Annotated in this window: 13 protein-coding genes and 2 tRNA genes; 13 read left to right on the forward strand and 2 right to left on the reverse strand. The window is 61.8% G+C overall.

Translation table 11 applies throughout. From position 1 onward, the window contains the following. Positions 1-32 precede the first annotated feature (32 nt). Positions 33-119: transfer RNA gene (locus tag AD659_RS02095), tRNA-Leu, on the reverse strand. A 176-nt stretch (positions 120-295) separates the two neighbouring features. Then, a tRNA-Leu gene (locus AD659_RS02100) sits at positions 296-382 on the reverse strand. A gap of 226 nt (positions 383-608) precedes the next feature. On the opposite strand from AD659_RS02100, the gene rnr reads away from it, so the two are divergent. The 13 genes from rnr (at position 609) to AD659_RS02165 (ending at position 19,144) form a co-directional block, all read left to right on the forward strand. Next, positions 609-3,239, forward strand: a complete 2,631-nt coding sequence (gene rnr, locus AD659_RS02105) for a ribonuclease R (protein WP_053117914.1) — start codon at positions 609-611, stop codon at positions 3,237-3,239. Continuing rightward, complete coding sequence (gene rlmB, locus AD659_RS02110; protein WP_053117915.1) at positions 3,236-3,994, forward strand: 23S rRNA (guanosine(2251)-2'-O)-methyltransferase RlmB; 759 nt, start codon at positions 3,236-3,238, stop codon at positions 3,992-3,994. Before rnr ends, rlmB begins: the two co-directional genes overlap by 4 nt. Positions 3,995-4,303: 309 nt before the next feature. Then, positions 4,304-4,732, forward strand: a complete 429-nt coding sequence (gene rpsF, locus AD659_RS02115; protein ID WP_003186395.1) for a 30S ribosomal protein S6 — start codon at positions 4,304-4,306, stop codon at positions 4,730-4,732. Positions 4,733-4,760: 28 nt separating this feature from the next. After that, the gene (gene rpsR / locus AD659_RS02120) at positions 4,761-4,991 is read left to right on the forward strand and encodes a 30S ribosomal protein S18 (protein ID WP_002551829.1); all 231 of its coding nucleotides are present in this window, start codon (positions 4,761-4,763) and stop codon (positions 4,989-4,991) included. 36 nt (positions 4,992-5,027) lie between these two features. After that, the gene (locus tag AD659_RS02125; protein ID WP_053117917.1) at positions 5,028-5,918 is read left to right on the forward strand and encodes a YybS family protein; all 891 of its coding nucleotides are present in this window, start codon (positions 5,028-5,030) and stop codon (positions 5,916-5,918) included. Between the two features lie 18 nt (positions 5,919-5,936). Next, the gene (gene rplI / locus AD659_RS02130) at positions 5,937-6,383 is read left to right on the forward strand and encodes a 50S ribosomal protein L9 (protein WP_003186385.1); all 447 of its coding nucleotides are present in this window, start codon (positions 5,937-5,939) and stop codon (positions 6,381-6,383) included. 117 nt (positions 6,384-6,500) lie between these two features. Beyond that, on the forward strand, positions 6,501-7,898 hold the full coding sequence (gene dnaB / locus AD659_RS02135; RefSeq protein ID WP_053117919.1) for a replicative DNA helicase: 1,398 nt from the start codon (positions 6,501-6,503) through the stop codon (positions 7,896-7,898). 204 nt (positions 7,899-8,102) lie between these two features. Next, entirely contained in the window at positions 8,103-10,403 is a 2,301-nt protein-coding gene (locus AD659_RS02140; protein WP_053117921.1) for a YgiQ family radical SAM protein, read from the forward strand. Between the two features lie 300 nt (positions 10,404-10,703). After that, complete coding sequence (ssp4, locus tag AD659_RS02145) at positions 10,704-11,630, forward strand: Ssp4 family T6SS effector (protein ID WP_053117923.1); 927 nt, start codon at positions 10,704-10,706, stop codon at positions 11,628-11,630. Then, the gene (locus AD659_RS02150) at positions 11,627-12,088 is read left to right on the forward strand and encodes a hypothetical protein (protein WP_053117925.1); all 462 of its coding nucleotides are present in this window, start codon (positions 11,627-11,629) and stop codon (positions 12,086-12,088) included. Before ssp4 ends, AD659_RS02150 begins: the two co-directional genes overlap by 4 nt. Before the next feature lie 174 nt (positions 12,089-12,262). Further along, positions 12,263-15,547, forward strand: a complete 3,285-nt coding sequence (locus tag AD659_RS02155) for a transglutaminase family protein (protein WP_053117927.1) — start codon at positions 12,263-12,265, stop codon at positions 15,545-15,547. Between the two features lie 217 nt (positions 15,548-15,764). Continuing rightward, positions 15,765-18,251, forward strand: a complete 2,487-nt coding sequence (locus tag AD659_RS02160; protein ID WP_053117929.1) for a circularly permuted type 2 ATP-grasp protein — start codon at positions 15,765-15,767, stop codon at positions 18,249-18,251. Further along, on the forward strand, positions 18,251-19,144 hold the full coding sequence (locus AD659_RS02165; protein WP_053117931.1) for a transglutaminase family protein: 894 nt from the start codon (positions 18,251-18,253) through the stop codon (positions 19,142-19,144). The genes AD659_RS02160 and AD659_RS02165 overlap by 1 nt, the downstream gene beginning before the upstream one ends. Positions 19,145-19,192 lie beyond the last annotated feature (48 nt).

Genomic DNA, 19,192 nt, shown 5'->3' on the forward strand with positions numbered 1-19,192 from the left:
TGAGGTTCAAGGTCATGACCTTGAGCTTGAATTGGTGCCCAGAAGAAGACTCGAACTTCCACGACCTTGCGGTCACCAGCACCTGAAGCTGGCGTGTCTACCAATTTCACCATCTGGGCAGCATCTTCAGCGTTGCCGCTGTTGATGTGGCGCACTATACGGAGCGCGTTTTGATCTGTAAACCCCTGTTTTTGTTTTAGTAATTGCCCAGTGCAAATACAGGGGGCAGAAATGCAAAAACCCGCTTTCGCGGGTTTTTGTTGAGCTGACAAGTCGTTGACCTGTTGCTCGAAATTGGTGCCCAGAAGAAGACTCGAACTTCCACGACCTTGCGGTCACCAGCACCTGAAGCTGGCGTGTCTACCAATTTCACCATCTGGGCAGTATCGGCAACGTGTGTACGTCGTCGATGGCGCGCACTATACGGAGCGTGTTTTTAACTGTAAACCCCTGCGGAGAAAAAAACCGCTAAATTTCACGAGTGGTGCTTTCCCGGGCTTCAAAGGCTGGTCAAATGACCTTGGAAGCGCTATCGGATGCTTGAAATTTCCCGTTTCATTAAGCCTATGCCAAACTAACCCGCATATAGACAAGGTGAAAACTCTCTAATGGCCGATTGGCAGTCCCTCGATCCCGAGGCCGCTCGTGAAGCGGAAAAATATGAAAACCCTATTCCTAGCCGCGAACTGATCCTGGCGCATCTCGCCGATCGGGGTTCGCCTGCTAGCCGCGAGCAGTTGGTCGAAGAGTTCGGTCTGACCACCGAGGACCAACTCGAAGCCCTGCGCCGCCGTCTGCGCGCCATGGAGCGCGACGCTCAACTGATCTACACCCGACGCGGCACCTATGCGCCGGTGGACAAGCTCGACCTGATCCTGGGCCGCATCGCCGGTCACCGCGACGGCTTCGGTTTCCTGATTCCGGACGACGGCAGCGACGACCTGTTCATGAGTCCGGCGCAAATGCGCCTGGTGTTCGACGGCGACCGGGCCCTGGCCCGTGTGTCCGGCCTGGACCGCCGCGGTCGCCGCGAAGGTGTGATCGTCGAAGTGGTGTCCCGTGCCCACGAGTCCATCGTCGGCCGTTATTTCGAAGAAGGCGGCATCGGTTTCGTCGTGCCGGATAACCCGAAGGTCCAGCAGGAAGTGCTGATTACCCCGGGCCGCAATGGCGCCGCCAAGGTGGGTCAGTTCGTCGAGGTGAAAATCACCCACTGGCCCACTGCGCGCTTCCAGCCACAGGGCGATATCGTTGAAGTGGTCGGCAACTACATGGCGCCGGGCATGGAAATCGACGTTGCGCTGCGCACCTACGACATTCCTCACGTCTGGCCCGAGGCTGTGCTCAAGGAAGCCGCCAAGCTCAAGCCGGAAGTCGAAGAGAAAGATAAAGAGAAACGCATCGACCTGCGCCATCTGCCGTTCGTCACCATCGACGGCGAAGATGCCCGCGACTTCGACGATGCGGTCTACTGCGAAGCCAAGCTCGGCAAGCTGCGCCTGTTCTCCGGCGGCTGGAAGTTGTTCGTTGCGATTGCCGACGTGTCCAGCTACGTGAAGATCGGTTCGGCCCTGGATAACGAAGCCCAGGTGCGCGGCAACTCCGTGTATTTCCCTGAGCGCGTGATTCCGATGCTGCCTGAGCAGCTGTCCAACGGCCTGTGCTCGCTGAACCCGAAAGTCGACCGTTTGGCCATGGTGTGCGAGATGACCATCTCCAAGACCGGCGAAATGACCGACTACCAGTTCTATGAAGCGGTGATCCACTCCCAGGCGCGCCTGACCTACAACAAGGTCAGCACCATCCTGGAAACGCCGAAGACCAGTGAAGCCAAGGCCCTGCGTACCGAATACGCTGGCGTGGTGCCGCACCTCAAGCAACTGTACTCGCTGTACAAGGTGTTGCTGGGTGCCCGTCACGTGCGTGGCGCGATCGATTTCGAGACCCAGGAAACCCGGATTGTCTTCGGTTCCGAGCGCAAGATCGCCGCAATCACCCCGACCACCCGTAACGATGCGCACAAACTGATCGAAGAATGCATGCTGGCGGCCAACGTGGCCACCGCGGAGTTCCTCAAGAAGCACGAGATTCCTGCGTTGTACCGCGTGCACGACGGCCCGCCGCCGGAGCGCCTGGAAAAGCTGCGCGCCTTCCTCGGCGAGCTCGGCCTGTCCCTGCACAAAGGCAAGGACGGTCCGACGCCGAAGGACTACCAGGCACTGCTGGCGAGCATCAAGGACCGTCCGGATTACCATGTGATCCAGACCGTAATGCTGCGCTCCCTGAGCCAGGCGGTGTACAGCGCCGACAACCAGGGCCACTTCGGTCTGAATTACGAGGCGTACACCCACTTCACCTCGCCGATCCGCCGTTACCCGGACCTGCTCACGCACCGCGCGATCCGCAGCGTGATCCATTCCAAGCAGAACACTCCGCACGTCAAGCGCGCCGGTGCCATGACCATTCCGAAGGCACGGATCTATCCGTACGACGAAGCGGCCCTGGAGCAGTTGGGCGAGCAGTGCTCCATGAGCGAGCGCCGCGCCGACGAAGCCACCCGCGACGTGGTGAACTGGCTCAAGTGCGAGTTCATGAAAGACCGCGTGGGCGAGTCGTTCCCAGGCGTGATTACGGCTGTGACCGGCTTTGGTTTGTTTGTCGAGCTGACCGACATCTACGTCGAGGGCCTGGTGCACGTCACCGCTTTGCCGGGTGATTACTACCACTTCGATCCTGTGCACCACCGCCTGGCGGGCGAGCGCACCGGTCGCAGCTTCCGTCTGGGCGACACCGTGGAAGTGCAGGTCATGCGCGTCGACCTCGATGAGCGCAAGATCGACTTCGGAATGTCCGACAAGCCTGCCGAAGCACCGACGGGTCGTAAAAAGCGCGGCAGCGAGACCGCGGCGCCTGCGACCAAGGGCAAAGGTGCTCCGGCAAAAACCGCAGCGCCCGAGCCAGCCAAGGCCGGTCGCCGTTCGTCTACCAAGGACAAGGCTCCCGAAGCCTACCGCCCCAGCGACGCAGCGGCGAAAAACGCCGAGCTGCGCAAGAGTCGCGAGTTGAAGCAGCAGTTGCTCAACGAAGCCAAGAGCGGTGGTAAAGCGGCGTCTGGGGGAAAGTCCCACGGGGCGGAAAAACCGTCGAGCAAACCAAGTAAGCACCGTAAAGGCCCGCCAAAAGCGGGTTCGGCTCCCGCGAAAAGCGGTGGGTCGCGTAAACCTAAGGCCAAGTCATGAGTCTGGAAAAAATCTACGGCGTGCACGCTGTGGAAGCACTGCTGCGTCACCACCCTAAGCGCGTCAAGCAAGTGTGGTTGGCGGAAGGTCGCAGCGAGCCACGTGTGCAAGCGCTGGTCGAACTGGCCACCCAAAACAAGGTTGCCATCGGCCAGGCCGAGCGTCGTGAAATGGACGTGTGGGTCGAAGGCGTTCACCAGGGTGTGGTAGCGGACGTCAGTCCGAGCCAGGTCTGGGGCGAAGCCATGCTCGACGAGCTTCTCGATCGCACCGAAGGCGCGCCCCTGCTGCTGGTGCTGGACGGCGTGACCGATCCGCACAACCTCGGCGCCTGCCTGCGTTCGGCGGACGCCGCCGGTGCGTTGGCGGTGATCGTGCCCAAGGACAAATCGGCGACGTTGACGCCGGCGGTACGCAAGGTCGCTTGCGGCGCGGCGGAAGTGATTCCGTTGGTGGCGGTGACCAACCTGGCGCGTACCCTGGAAAAACTCCAGCAGCGCGGCCTGTGGGTCGTCGGCACGGCGGGCGAGGCCGAGGTCAGCATCTATGACCAGGACCTGACGGGCCCGACGATCCTGATCATGGGCGCCGAAGGCAAGGGCATGCGCCGCCTGACCCGCGAGCATTGCGACTACCTGGTCAAGTTGCCGATGGCCGGCAGCGTCAGCAGCCTCAACGTTTCGGTAGCCACCGGCGTGTGCCTGTTCGAGGCGCTGCGCCAGCGTAGCGTCAAGCCTGCTACCAAAAAGCCCTGACATACCCATGTAGGAGCTGACGAGTGCAACGAGGCTGCGATCTTGTCCCTGACAGTTGAGTCTCAAGCGAAAGATCAAGATCAAAAGATCGCAGCCTTCGGCAGCTCCTACATTTTTCAGCCTCGCAATCGTCAGTGGTTGTTCAAATAATCGCCAATTGCCTTGCGCCGCCCTCGGCCCTTCTCTACAATTGCGCCCCTTGCTGTGATGGCAGGCACTTATGTGTCTAGCGTCCTCAAGTCCATAAGTGTCATTCACTCCTTGTCTGACCGTTTTTGAGCGGCAGGCTACAACCCGTAAGGAGCATTCATGCGTCATTACGAAATCATCTTTTTGGTCCACCCGGATCAAAGCGAGCAAGTCGGCGGCATGGTTGAGCGTTACACCAAGCTGATCGAAGAAGACGGCGGCAAAATCCACCGTCTGGAAGATTGGGGCCGTCGTCAACTGGCCTACGCAATCAACAATGTTCACAAGGCTCACTACGTGATGCTGAACGTTGAGTGCACTGGCAAGGCCCTGGCCGAGCTGGAAGACAACTTCCGCTACAACGATGCAGTGATCCGTAACCTGGTCATCCGTCGCGAAGAAGCCGTCACCGGCCAATCCGAGATGCTCAAGGCTGAAGAAAACCGCAGTGAGCGCCGTGAGCGTCGCGACCGTCCTGAGCACTCTGACAGCGCCGATGGCGATGACAGCGATAGCGACAGCGACAACAGCGATAACGCTGACGAGTAATCCACGGACCTTTTAAGGAGCCAATCACATGGCACGTTTCTTCCGTCGTCGTAAATTCTGCCGCTTCACCGCTGAAGACGTGAAAGAGATCGATTACAAAGATCTCAACACTCTGAAAGCCTACGTATCCGAGACCGGCAAAATCGTTCCAAGCCGTATCACCGGTACCAAAGCTCGTTATCAGCGTCAGCTGGCCACCGCTATCAAGCGCGCCCGCTTCCTGGCCCTGCTGGCCTACACCGACAGCCACGGCCGCTGAGACCGGGCAGTCGACGAGTAGTAAGGGATTGAATGCATGCGCGCCTTAGCTGACTTCATCATGCGGGGACGTGTGCAGGCCACGTTGGTTGTGGCCGGATCCGCGGCATTGCCGCTGTTGTTCTGGTTGAGTGCCGCCGCTGGGTGCCTTGTGCTCCTGCGGCGCGGTTCGGACGCCTTGAGCGTCCTGGGTATCGGGTTGCTGTCAGCGTTGGTGAGCTGGTACTTCCTGAAGGACCCGACAACACTCCTGGTGTTGCTCGGGGCGAGTGGCCTGGCGTTGGTTTTGCGCGCCGGCCATACCTGGAACCGCGTGCTGCTGTGCAGCGTGGCCGTGGGGTTGTTGTGTGCGGTGAGCCTGGGAACTGTCTTCAGTTCCTTCATCGAGTCACTGGCGCAGACGTTCGAACACGTCCTGCCGCTGGCGATGGGTGAGGTCTACGAGACTTTCTCGGCAGACCAGAAGGCGTTTCTCACCGCCCTGAGCGCTCCGCTGATGATCATTTCGATAGCGTCTTCGCTGCAGATCTTTAGCGTGCTGTGCCTGATTCTTGGGCGCTATTGGCAGGCGTCGTTGTATAACCCCGGTGGTTTCGGTCGCGAGTTTCGCGCCATCCGATTCCCCAAGAGCGTGGCGCTGTCACTGCTGGCCGTCATGTGTGTGGCTCCGTTTTTCGGGCTGCATGCACTGATCCTGTTGCCGTTGTGCAGTGTTGCGCTGGTCTTCGCCGGCCTGGCCCTGATTCACGGGCTGGTGGCGCAGAAGCGACTGGCCACGTTCTGGCTGGTGGGGATATACGTGACGTTGCTGCCTTTCATGCACTTGCTCGGTCCGTTGCTCGTGGTCTTGGCCATCGTCGACAGCCTGATTGATTTTCGCGGTCGTATGGCGCCGAAAGACGCCGACAACGCGAACGGTGAAGGTTAAAAGTTAGAGGATTTTCACATGCAACTGATCCTTCTGGAAAAAATCGCCAACCTGGGCAACCTGGGCGACAAAGTAAACGTTAAGGCCGGCTACGGTCGTAACTACCTGCTGCCTTTCGGCAAAGCCACCGCTGCGACCGCTGCCAACCTGGCTGCGTTCGAAGAGCGTCGCGCTGAGCTGGAAAAAGCCGCCGCAGACCGTAAAGCATCGGCTGAAAGCCGTGCTGCCCAACTGGCCGAGCTGGAAGTGACCATCACTGCCACCGCTGGCGACGAAGGCAAGCTGTTCGGTTCGATCGGTACTCACGACATCGCTGACGCACTGACCGCCTCCGGCGTTGAAGTAGCGAAAAGCGAAGTTCGTCTGCCGAACGGCACCATCCGCAACGTAGGCGAATTCGACGTAGCCGTGCACCTGCACGCCGAAGTTGAAGCCACCGTACGCGTTGTCGTGGTAGCAGCCTAAGCAACACCTGTCGGCTGGCACCCTCGGGTGCTTGCCGGTAACATCGGGCACGATCCTGTTTACAGGTCGTGCCCTTTGTCTTTCTGCAATTCCTGATTTTCATAACCAGACGTGGCCATGAACGAAATCACCGCCCCCGAGCAATACGATCTGCAAACCGCTGCCCTGAAGGTGCCTCCGCATTCCATCGAGGCCGAACAGGCCGTGCTGGGTGGCCTGATGCTGGACAACAACGCCTGGGAACGTGTGCTCGATCAAGTCTCCGATGGCGATTTCTACCGGCATGACCACCGCCTGATTTTCCGTGCGATCGCCCGTCTGGCCGATCAGAACATGCCGATCGACGTCGTCACCCTGGCCGAGCAATTGGACAAGGAAGGCCAGACGTCCCAGGTCGGCGGCCTGGGTTACCTGGGTGAGCTGGCGAAAAACACGCCGTCGGTCGCCAACATCAAGGCTTATGCACAGATCGTCCGCGAGCGGGCGACCTTGCGCCAGTTGATCGGCATCAGCACCGAGATCGCCGACAGCGCCTTCAACCCGGAAGGTCGTACCGCCGCCGAGATCCTTGACGAAGCCGAGCGGCAGATCTTCCAGATCGCCGAGGCCCGGCCGAAAACCGGCGGCCCGGTGAGCGTCAACGACCTGCTGACCAAGGCCATCGACCGCATCGACACCTTGTTCAACACCGACAACGCCATCACCGGCCTGTCCACCGGCTACACCGACCTCGACGAGAAGACCAGCGGCCTGCAACCGTCCGACCTGATCATCGTCGCCGGCCGTCCGTCCATGGGTAAAACCACCTTTGCAATGAACCTGGTGGAAAACGCGGTGCTGCGCAGCGACAAGGCGGTCCTGGTGTACTCCCTCGAGATGCCAGGCGAATCGCTGATCATGCGTATGCTCTCGTCCCTGGGGCGTATCGACCAGACCAAGGTCCGTTCCGGCCAACTGGAAGACGACGACTGGCCGCGCCTCACCTCGGCGGTCAACCTGCTCAACGACCGCAAGCTGTTCATCGACGATACGGCCGGTATCAGCCCGTCGGAAATGCGTGCCCGGACCCGTCGTCTGGTGCGTGAGCATGGCGATATCGGGTTGATCATGATCGACTACCTGCAGTTGATGCAGATCCCTGGTTCCAGCGGCGACAACCGGACCAACGAGATTTCCGAGATATCCCGTTCCCTCAAGGCCCTGGCCAAGGAATTCAACTGCCCGGTGGTGGCGCTTTCCCAGTTGAACCGTTCCCTGGAACAGCGCCCCAACAAGCGTCCGGTGAACTCCGACTTGCGGGAATCCGGAGCGATCGAGCAGGACGCCGACGTCATCATGTTCGTGTACCGCGACGAGGTGTACCACCCCGAGACGGAACACAAGGGCATCGCCGAAATCATCATCGGCAAGCAGCGGAACGGCCCGATCGGCTTCATCCGCCTGGCGTTCATCGGCAAATACACGCGCTTCGAAAACCTGGCGCCGGGTAGCTACAATTTTGATGACGACGAATAATCTGTTCGCTTAATTCGCCTTTGTGGCGAGGGAGCTTGCTCCCGCTGGGCTGCGCAGCAGACCCCGGTTGCACTTGTAATCAAGGTGCGTGGGATATCCGGCTGCTGCGCAGCCGGACGGGAGCAAGCTCCCTCGCCACAATTGGTTAATTTTTGTGCTATATTCCGCGCCCGCGATTTTTCATCCTTTATACCGGTCATCGACATGCAAGCAGCCAAGCCGTTATTTGACTATCCCAAGTACTGGGCCGAATGTTTCGGCCCGGCGCCGTTCCTGCCCATGAGCAGGGAGGAGATGGATCAGCTCGGCTGGGATTCGTGCGACATCATCATCGTCACCGGTGATGCCTACGTCGATCACCCGTCGTTCGGCATGGCGATCATCGGCCGTTTGCTGGAAGCCCAGGGCTTTCGTGTCGGGATCATTGCCCAGCCGAACTGGCAGTCCAAAGACGACTTCATGAAGCTGGGCGAGCCCAACCTGTTTTTCGGTGTCGCGGCCGGCAACATGGACTCGATGATCAACCGCTACACCGCCGACAAGAAAATCCGCTCCGATGACGCCTACACCCCGGGTGGCATGGCGGGCAAACGGCCGGACCGTGCGAGCCTGGTCTATAGCCAGCGCTGCAAGGAAGCCTACAAGCACGTGCCGATCGTGCTCGGTGGTATCGAAGCCTCCCTGCGCCGTATCGCTCACTACGATTACTGGCAGGACCGGGTGCGCAACTCGATCCTGATCGACGCGTGCGCCGACATCCTGCTCTACGGCAACGCCGAGCGGGCGATTGTCGAAGTCGCCCAGCGCCTGTCCTACGGCCACAAGATCGAAGACATCACCGATGTGCGCGGCACCGCGTTCATTCGCCGCGACACGCCGCAAGGCTGGTACGAGGTCGATTCCACGCGCATCGACCGTCCGGGCAAGATCGACAAGATCATCAACCCGTACGTGAATACCCAGGACACCGCAGCCTGCGCCATCGAGCAGGAAAAAGGTCCGGTTGAAGACCCGAGCGAAGCCAAGGTCGTGCAGATCCTGGCGAGCCCGAAAATGACCCGCGACAAGACCGTGATCCGCCTGCCGTCGGTGGAAAAGGTCCGTGGCGATGCTGTGCTCTACGCCCACGCCAACCGCGTACTTCACCTGGAAACCAACCCGGGCAACGCCCGCGCCCTGGTGCAGAAGCACGGTGAAGTCGACGTCTGGTTCAACCCGCCGCCCATTCCAATGACTACTGAAGAAATGGACTACGTGTTTGGCATGCCTTACGCACGTGTTCCCCATCCGGCGTACGGCAAGGAGAAGATTCCGGCCTACGAAATGATCCGTTTCTCGGTGAACATCATGCGTGGCTGCTTTGGTGGCTGCACCTTCTGCTCGATCACCGAGCACGAAGGCCGGATCATCCAGAACCGTTCCGAAGAGTCGATCATTCGCGAGATCGAAGAGATCCGCGACAAGGTCCCGGGTTTCACCGGGGTCATTTCCGACCTCGGCGGCCCGACCGCGAACATGTACCGCATTGCCTGCAAGAGTCCGGAAATCGAATCCGCGTGCCGCAAGCCATCGTGCGTGTTCCCCGGTATCTGCCCGAACCTGAACACCGACCATTCTTCGCTGATCCAGCTGTACCGCAGCGCCCGGGCCTTGCCTGGGGTGAAGAAGATCCTGATTGCCTCCGGCCTGCGTTACGACCTGGCGGTCGAATCGCCGGAATACGTCAAGGAGCTGGTGACCCACCACGTCGGCGGTTACCTGAAGATCGCCCCGGAGCACACCGAGGAAGGCCCGCTCAACCAGATGATGAAGCCGGGCATCGGTAGCTACGACAAATTCAAGCGGATGTTCGAGAAGTACACCAAGGAAGCGGGGAAAGAGCAGTACCTGATTCCGTACTTCATCGCGGCTCACCCGGGCACTACCGACGAAGACATGATGAACCTGGCGCTGTGGCTCAAGGGCAACGGTTTCCGGGCCGACCAGGTGCAGGCGTTCTATCCGTCGCCGATGGCCACCGCCACCGCGATGTACCACTCGGGCAAGAACCCGCTGCGCAAGGTCACCTACAAGAGCGATGGGGTGACCATCGTCAAGAGCGAGGAGCAGCGCCGCCTGCACAAGGCGTTCCTGCGCTATCACGACCCGAAAGGCTGGCCGATGCTGCGCGAAGCGCTGACCCGCATGGGCCGCGCCGACCTGATCGGGCCGGGCAAGAACCAGTTGATTCCATTGCACCAGCCGGCCACCGACAGCTACCAGAGCGCCCGTCGCAAGAACTCGACGCCCGCCGGCAGCCACAAGGTGGCCAAGGAAACCACCAAGATTCTGACCCAGCACACCGGCCTGCCGCCGCGGGCCAGCGACGGTGGCAACCCATGGGACAAGCGCGAGCAGGCCAAGGCCGCGGCATTCGCCCGCAACCAGCAGGCCGCCAAGGAACGCAAGGACGCCGCCAAGGGCAAAGGACCGAAACCGGCGCGCAAGCCTGTCGTGCCGCGCTGATCGCCCAGCCGCCTCGCAAAACGCCAGCCTAAGTGCTGGCGTTTTGCTTTCTAGCGAGGGTGCTGGCCGTTTGTTATCGTGGCGCCCACCTTATGGCACGACGGCGGATGCGTTGCCTTTGTGGCGAGGGAGCTTGCTCCCGCTGGGCTGCGAAGCGGCCCCAAACAATCCCATGCAATGTTCCCGGACAGACCGTGCCGGCCGGTTTACGACGGCTTCGCCGCCGAGCGGGAGCAAGCTCCCTCGCCACAGTATTGTGTGTGGATAAAGATTCACTTCCGATTCTCAAGGACGATTCGTATGAGCAGCGCTTCAACCGGCATTGGCATGGACCTGAGCTTCTCCCAGTTCATGGCCCGCCAACGCATCGAAAGCCAGGTCAACCTGCCGCGCCTGTTCGCGGCCATCGATGCCGACCCTGGCATCGCCGGCGCCGGTGTGGTGTATGTCGACTCCGACTACAACGTCGTGACCCTGCGCGAATTCAAGCCGATTTGCAGCATTGCGCCCAAGCGCATCGTTCTGCGCGAGGCGAAAAAATACATCGCGCCGCAGCAGTTCATCGATCAGGTCAAAAGCAGCCCCCGCGAGTCCAAGCTCGGGCTTGAAGCGACCAACGCCGGCCTGTCCTGTGTCGCCGCGGTGATTGGTTGGGTGGTGGTGTTCAGTGGCAGCGTCGCGGTGCCCTTTACGGCAGGGGCAAGTGCTTTTGTCGTTGCCCTGGGCGCCGCTGCCGCGACGGCCAGTACCGCGCAATGTGTCATTGGCGGGATGCGGGTGGCCAATGAGCTGACCAACCCGACCGGCAACGATGAGATGAACGACGCCGATTGGTACAACATCGTGTCGCCGATCCTTGACGGGGTTTCCCTGGTCGGTGTCGGTGGCTCGGCCCTGACGACTGTCCGGTTGCTCAAGGCCAACAAAGCGGCCGGCACTGGAAAGAGTTGGTATCAGTTGCTCAAGGGCCTGAATCGGCAAGAGCGCAGCAAACTGACCAAGGAGTTGTTGACGCTGAAGGACCCGAGCCTGACCGCGAAGCTGCTCAAGCTGCAGCAACGCGCGGGGGCCATGCCCAAACGTTACTCCTCCGCTGAAATCCGCCACGCGACCCTGACGCAAATCAAGGACTCGTTGGGCGGCGCCCTGGGCGTCATCGGCAGTTATACCGGCGGCGGCCATGTGAAGACCGTGGCCGTCGGCCTGTATGAGGAGTTCACGGAATGATCGGGGGTGGAGCGCTGAAGCCATTCCTCGCCCGTTATTTCCCGGTGTTCATGGGCACCATCTTGCTGGGGTGCTTTTCAGGATCAACGCTGCTCGTCCTGGCGGGCACCACATACTGGCGTGCCTTGGAGTCGTCGGCCAGGGTCGACTATGTCGGGCTTGGCACCTTGGCCCTGGTGCTCGTCCTGGTCTTGGGCAACCTGCTGATTGCCCGTGGGCGTGCCTGGGCCGTCTGGTGTGTGGCGGGTTATTTCCTGGCATGCCTGGCAGTGGTGCTGCCGATGTTTACCTACCGGCCGCACATGGGGGTCTACCTGTTCGCGTTGCTATTGCCGTTGCTGGGGCTGCTGTTGCTCAACAGCAAGCGTCACCGGGAAATGCGCAGCAAACTCGTCGACATCCGCCGCCAACGCGAGCTCATCATCCAATCCGCCAAGGCCTCGCGTCCGCGCCGCTGAGTCGATTGGCGCTGTCTGCGCCGCATTTATGTGCGTTCCTTTGCAGATGAATACGGGCATCGCGCGTTTTTAGTGCTCTACTGCCTTGAGTAGACAAAGAAAGTGTCCGGCCTGCCTGCATGGCATAAGTCTTGCGCCGCTTTCGTTACCGCCCAGGCTCGCAGGAGGCACGTCGTGTCGATCCATGTCGCATTGCACCATGTCACGCACTATCGCTACGAACGCGCTGTCGAGCTCGGTCCGCAGATTGTTCGCCTGCGCCCGGCGCCCCACAGCCGCACGCGCATTCTTTCCTACGCGCTGAAGGTTTCGCCGGAGCAGCATTTCATCAACTGGCAACAGGACCCCCAGGGTAACTACCTGGCGCGGCTGGTGTTCCCGGAAAAGACCGATGAGCTGCGGGTCGAAGTCGATCTGGTCGCCGAGATGGCGGTGTTCAATCCGTTTGATTTTTTCCTCGAGCCTTACGCCGAGAAAATTCCGTTCGCCTACGCGGCCGACGAAAAACATGAGCTGATGCCCTACCTGGAAAAGCTCCCGTTGACGCCGAAGTTCCAGGCGTACCTGGACGGTATCGACCGCACGCCGTTGCCGGCGGTGGATTTCCTGGTGGCGCTCAACCAGCGCCTGAGCGAAGACATCAACTACCTGATCCGCATGGAGCCCGGCGTCCAGACCCCGGAGCACACCCTTGAGCACGCATCCGGTTCCTGCCGCGATTCCGCCTGGCTGTTGGTGCAGTTGTTGCGAAATCTCGGTCTGGCCGCGCGGTTTGTCTCCGGTTACCTGATCCAATTGACCGCCGACGTGAAAAGCCTCGATGGCCCTTCCGGCACCGACGTGGACTTCACCGACCTGCATGCCTGGTGCGAGGTCTACCTGCCCGGTGCCGGCTGGATCGGCCTGGATGCGACGTCCGGGCTGTTCGCCGGTGAAGGCCATATCCCGTTGGCCTGTAGTCCCGATCCGTCCTCGGCGGCACCGATCAGTGGCTTGGTGGAGCCTTGCGAATGCGAGTTCAGCCACGAAATGTCCGTCGAGCGGGTCTGGGAAGCACCGCGGGTGACCAAGCCTTACACCGACGCGCAATGGCTGGCGATCCAGGCGCTGGGGCGGCAGATCGATGCCGACCTGCTGGAGGGCGACGTGCGCCTGACCATGGGCGGCGAACCGACCTTTGTCTCCATCGATGACCCGGACGGCGCCGAGTGGAACACCGCAGCCCTCGGGCCGGACAAGCGCCGTCTCTCCGCCGAGCTGTTCCAACGCATGCGCAACCACTATGCGCCCAAGGGGCTGGTGCATTTCGGCCAGGGCAAGTGGTACCCCGGCGAACAACTGCCGCGCTGGTCGCTGAACTGCTATTGGCGGCGCGACGGGGTGCCGATCTGGCACAACAGCGCGTTGATCGCTGATGAGCAGGAAGACTACGGCGCCGATGGCGAGCTGGCTGGACGCTTCCTGGCGAGTGTCGCCGAGCGCTTGAAGATTCCTGCGCGGTTCGTGTTTCCGGCCTACGAAGACAATTTCTATTACCTCTGGCGCGAAGGGGCATTGCCTTCGAATGTCACGGCCGAAGATCCGCGCCTGGAGGATGCCTTGGAGCGTACGCGGTTGCGCAAGGTCTTCAGCCAGGGACTGGATAAAGTGATTGGCCAGGTCCTGCCATTGGCCCGCACCGCCAAGGGCGATCAATGGCAAAGCGGGCGTTGGTATCTGCGCGACAGTCACTGCCGCCTGGTGCCGGGGGATTCGCCCCTGGGTTATCGCTTGCCGCTGGCGTCCCAGCCTTGGGTGACGGCGGCCGAGTACCCGTTCATCCACCCCACCGACCCGAACCAGGACTTGCCCGAGCTGCCCGGCACCGAGCAATTGGCGCGTCACGGCGAGTCGGCCACCGAGCAGGAGCGAGTTCCGGAGATCGACCAGTCCGCCGACTGGCTGACCCGCACCGCCTTCTGTGCCGAGGCCCGTGAAGGCCGGCTGTACCTGTTCATGCCGCCGCTGGAGCGGGTCGAGGACTACCTGGAGTTGGTCAGTGCCATCGAGGCCACGGCTGAGGAACTGCACTGTCCGGTGCTGCTGGAAGGCTACGAGCCACCAAGCGACCCACGCCTGGGCAATTTCCGCATCACCCCCGACCCCGGCGTGATCGAGGTCAACGTGCAGCCCTCGGCGACCTGGGATGAGTTGGTCGAACGCACTGAATTTTTGTACGAAGAAGCGCGACAGACCCGACTGACCACCGAGAAATTCATGATCGATGGCCGGCACACCGGCACGGGTGGCGGTAACCATTTCGTACTGGGTGGCGCGACACCGGCTGACTCGCCGTTTCTGCGACGTCCCGATCTGCTGCGCAGCCTGATCAGCTATTGGCATAATCACCCATCCTTGTCCTACCTGTTTTCCGGATTGTTCATCGGCCCGACCTCCCAGGCGCCCCGCGTGGACGAGGCCCGTAACGACGCGTTGTACGAGCTGGAAATCGCTTTCGCACAAATGCCGCAGCCCGGCGAAGAATGCCCACCGTGGTTGGTCGACCGCTTGTTGCGCAACCTGTTGATCGACGTGACGGGCAATACGCACCGTGCCGAATTCTGCGTCGACAAGCTCTATTCACCGGACGGCGCCACCGGGCGTCTCGGCCTGCTGGAGTTGCGTGCGTTCGAGATGCCGCCCCACGCCCGCATGAGCCTGGCCCAGCAATTACTGCTGCGGGCGCTGGTGGCGCGGTTCTGGCGCGAGCCGTATGCGCCGGCGAAACTCGCGCGTTGGGGCACAGAGCTGCATGACCGTTTCCTGTTGCCGCACTTTATCGAGCAGGACTTTGCCGACGTCATCCACGAGCTGAACGCCGCCGGCTACCCGTTGCGGGCCGAGTGGTTCGCCGCGCACCTGGAGTTCCGTTTCCCCAAGGTGGGCGACTACGCCGTCAGCGGTATCGAGCTGCAATTGCGCCAAGCCCTCGAGCCTTGGCATGTGCTGGGGGAGGAGGGCGCGGTAGGGGGCACCGTGCGTTATGTGGATTCTTCCCTGGAGCGTCTGCAGGTCAAGCTCAGCGGCCTGGCGCCACAACGCTATCTGCTGACTTGCAATGGCGTACCGGTGCCGCTGCAACCGACCGGTCGGGTCGGCGAGTTCGTCGCCGGGGTGCGGTTCCGCGCCTGGCAACCGGCCAACTGCCTGCAACCGACCATCCCGGTGCATGCGCCGTTGGTTTTCGATTTGCTCGATACCTGGATGCAACGTTCCGTGGGCGGCTGCCAGTATCATGTGGCCCATCCGGGTGGGCGCAACTACGACAGCCTGCCGGTGAATGCCAACGAGGCCGAGAGCCGGCGCATGGCGCGTTTCTTCCGTCTTGGACACACGCCGGGGAAACTGCCGATACCCGACTTGGTAACGGATGACGAGTTTCCACTCACGCTCGATCTGCGGCGTTTCCCAGGACGTTAACGCGCTAGGTGGACCCTGTGGCGAGGGAGCTTGCTCCCGCTCGGTTGCGCAGCGACCATAAAAATTTTGGGGCTGCTGCGCAACCCAGCGGGAGCAAGCTCCCTCGCCACAATGATTGCAGCCTTAAAACCCAGGTCGGATCCAACACAAACACACCTATCCGGGCATCATGCGCTTGCGCTAGTCTCACCTTTCATTGCCGTCTGCCGAGCTTTCCATGCCTGACCTGCTTGACCGTTACCCGCTGACGACGGGCACCTATCACGAATTGCTGGACGACAGCGGAGCGGTGCGTACGCACTGGCGGCGGCTGTTCGACCAATTGCAGCGCAGCACGCCGGCCCAGTTGCTCCAGCGCCAGTCCTTGCTGGCCCGGCAGATCCAGGAAAACGGCGTGACCTACAACGTCTACGCCGATCCGAAAGGCGCCGATCGGCCGTGGGAACTGGACCTGCTGCCCCATGTGATCGAACCGCAGGAATGGAAGCATCTGTCCGCCGGGATCGCCCAGCGAGCGCGACTGCTCAATGCAGTGCTGGCTGACCTGTACGGGCCGCAGCGGCTGATCAGCGAAGGGCTGTTGCCGGCAGAGTTGGTATTCGGGCACAACAACTTCCTCTGGCCCTGCCAGGGCATCGCTCCACCGGACGGCAGTTTCCTGCACCTGTATGCGGTGGATCTGGCGCGCGCGCCCGATGGTCGGTGGTGGGTCACGGCGGACCGGACCCAGGCGCCTTCAGGGGCTGGGTACGCGTTGGAAAATCGCATGATTGTTTCCCGCGCCTTCCCCGACCTGTATCGCGACCTCAAGGTGCGGCACCTGTCCGGGTTTTTCCGCACCTTGCAGGAAACCCTGGCGCGACAGGCGCCCAGCGATGGCGAGTCACCGTTGGTGGTGCTGCTGACACCGGGGCGATTCAACGAAAGCTATTTCGAACATCTTTACCTGGCGCGCCAACTGGGCTATCCGCTGGTGGAAGGCGGCGACCTGACTGTACGGGACGCCACGGTCTACCTGAAGACCCTCAGCGGCCTGCGCCGGGTCCACGCCATCATGCGCCGGCTCGACGACGATTTCTGCGACCCTCTGGAGCTGCGTACCGACTCGGCCCTCGGCGTGCCGGGCTTGCTCGAAGCGGTGCGCCAGGGCCGGGTGCTGGTGGCCAATGCCCTGGGCAGTGGCGTGCTGGAATCGCCGGGCCTCCTGGGGTTCCTGCCGAAGATCAACCAGTACCTGTTCGGCGAAGAACTGTTGCTGCCGTCCATCGCCACCTGGTGGTGCGGTGAGCCGCCGGTGCTGGCCCAGGCCTTGGAAAAATTGCCGCAGTTGTTGATCAAGCCGGCGTTTCCTTCCCAGAGTTTCAGCCCGGTGTTCGGTCGCGACCTGAGCGAGGCGCAGCGCGGCCAACTGGCGGCGCGCATGCAGGCACGGCCCTATGCCTATGTCGCCCAGGAACTGGCGCAGCTGTCCCAGGCACCGGTCTGGCAGGCCGAAGATGGGCAAATCCAGCCCCGGGCGATTGGCATGCGCATGTATGCGGTGTCCGGCAAGGACGATTATCGGGTGCTGCCGGGTGGCCTGACCCGCGTGGCCGCCGAGGCCGACGCGGAAGTGGTGTCGATGCAGCGCGGTGGCGCGAGCAAGGACACCTGGGTGCTGAGTGAGCAGGCCCCCGGCGGTGAACAATGGAAGGCCCAGCGAACCGTGGGCGTCCATGACCTGGTTCGACGCGATCCGTACCTGCCTTCGCGGGTGGTGGAAAACCTGTTCTGGTTCGGCCGCTACTGCGAGCGTTGTGATGGCAGTGCGCGGTTGCTGCGGATCATGCTGGCGCGTTATGTCGATGGCGATGATCCGCAGGCCCTGCAATCGGCGGTGGCCCTGGGCGAAAGTCTGATGCTGCTGCCGGAAGAGGGCGAATTGCCCGAGCGTTTGCTGGCGGCGCTGCTGGGGGACGACTGGTCGTTCAGCCTGCGTTCCAACCTGCAGCGCTTGCAGTGGGCCGCCTCGCAGGTGCGCGGCAAGCTGTCCCGGGAGAACTGGCAGGCGCTGGTGGAATTGCAGCGCGAAGCCATGGAGCTGGAAACCGAGGAGGCGGATTTCGGCGAGTTGCTGGACTTCCTCAATCGGCTGGTGATGTCCCTGGCAGCGTTGTCCGGCTTCGCCCTGGACGACATGACGCGTGACGAAGGCTGGCGCTTCCTGATGATCGGCCGGCGCCTGGAGCGCCTGCAGTTTCTCAGCAGCAGCCTCGCGGCGTTTTTGCGCAGTGATGCAGTGTTCGATCAGGCTGGGCTGGAGTGGTTGCTGGAACTGGGCAACAGCAGCATCACCTACCGTTCGCGTTATTTGGCGGTGGCGCAGTTGATCCCGGTGCTGGACTTGCTGCTGCTGGACGAACAGAACCCCCACGCGGTGCTCTTCCAGTTGAAACTGGTGGCCCGCACCCTCAAGCGCTTGAACGATGATTTTGCTGCGCCCAAGGAAACCGCCTTGCCAGAGCTGGTCGTACGCCTGTCACGCTTTGACCTGCGTTGCCTGGAAAACCCTTTGTTCGGTGAAGCCAGCCTGCGCGCCGCACTCGATGGGCTGGCCGACCTGTTGCAGGAAGTGGCCGATGTCAGCGGCCAGGTGTCCGATCGCCTGGCCTTGCGTCATTTCGCCCATGTCGATGACGTCAGCCAACGTACGGTGTCCGTCTGATGAACGCGCATTACCAGATTCTCCACGATACCCATTACCACTACGACAGCCCGGTGTCCCTGGCCCAGCAGCTTGCTCACCTGTGGCCACGGGCCTGTGACTGGCAGCGTTGCACCGAACAGCAACTGCTGATCAGCCCGGAACCGACGACCCGTCGTGACGAGCTGGATGTGTTCGGCAACCCGCTGACCCGCCTGGCCTTTGAACGGCCCCACGACGAGCTGCTGGTCAATGCCCGCCTGAGCGTCGAGGTGCTGGCCCGTCCCGAGCTGGACTTCAACCTGTCCCCGGCCTGGGAGTCGACCTGCAACGCGCTGACCTACACGGGACGGCCACTGGCGGCGCCATTGCTGGAGGCGTGCCGCTATCGTTTCGAGTCACCCTATGTGCATCTCAAGCGCAGCTTCGTCGAATTTTCCGAAAGCTGCTTTCCGCCAGGGCGACCGCTGATGGTGGGCGTTCGAGCGCTGATGGAGAAGATTTTCGAGGAGTTCACCTTCGATGCCGAGGCGACCCAAGTGGCGACGCCGCTGGTGGAAGTGCTGGAACGGCGGCGAGGTGTTTGCCAGGACTTCGCCCACTTGATGCTGGCTTGCGTGCGCTCACGTGGTTTGGCGGCGCGTTACGTCAGCGGCTACCTGCTGACCCAGCCCCCGCCCGGCCAGCCACGGTTGATTGGCGCCGATGCGTCCCATGCCTGGGTTTCGGTGTATTGCCCGGTGTTGGGTTGGGTGGACTTCGACCCGACCAACAACGTGCAGCCGGCCCTGGAACACATCACCCTGGCCTGGGGCCGGGACTTTTCCGATGTGTCGCCGTTGCGCGGGGTGATCCTGGGGGGCGGTGCCCATGATCCCGAAGTGCGGGTGACGGTGATGCCGCTGGAGTCATGAATCAATTGCCCAGTGAAATACCTGTGGCGAGGGAGCTTGCTCCCGCTC

Origin of the sequence: Pseudomonas thivervalensis, assembly GCF_001269655.1 — a bacterium.
GTDB classification, from domain to species: Bacteria; Pseudomonadota; Gammaproteobacteria; order Pseudomonadales; family Pseudomonadaceae; genus Aquipseudomonas; species Aquipseudomonas thivervalensis.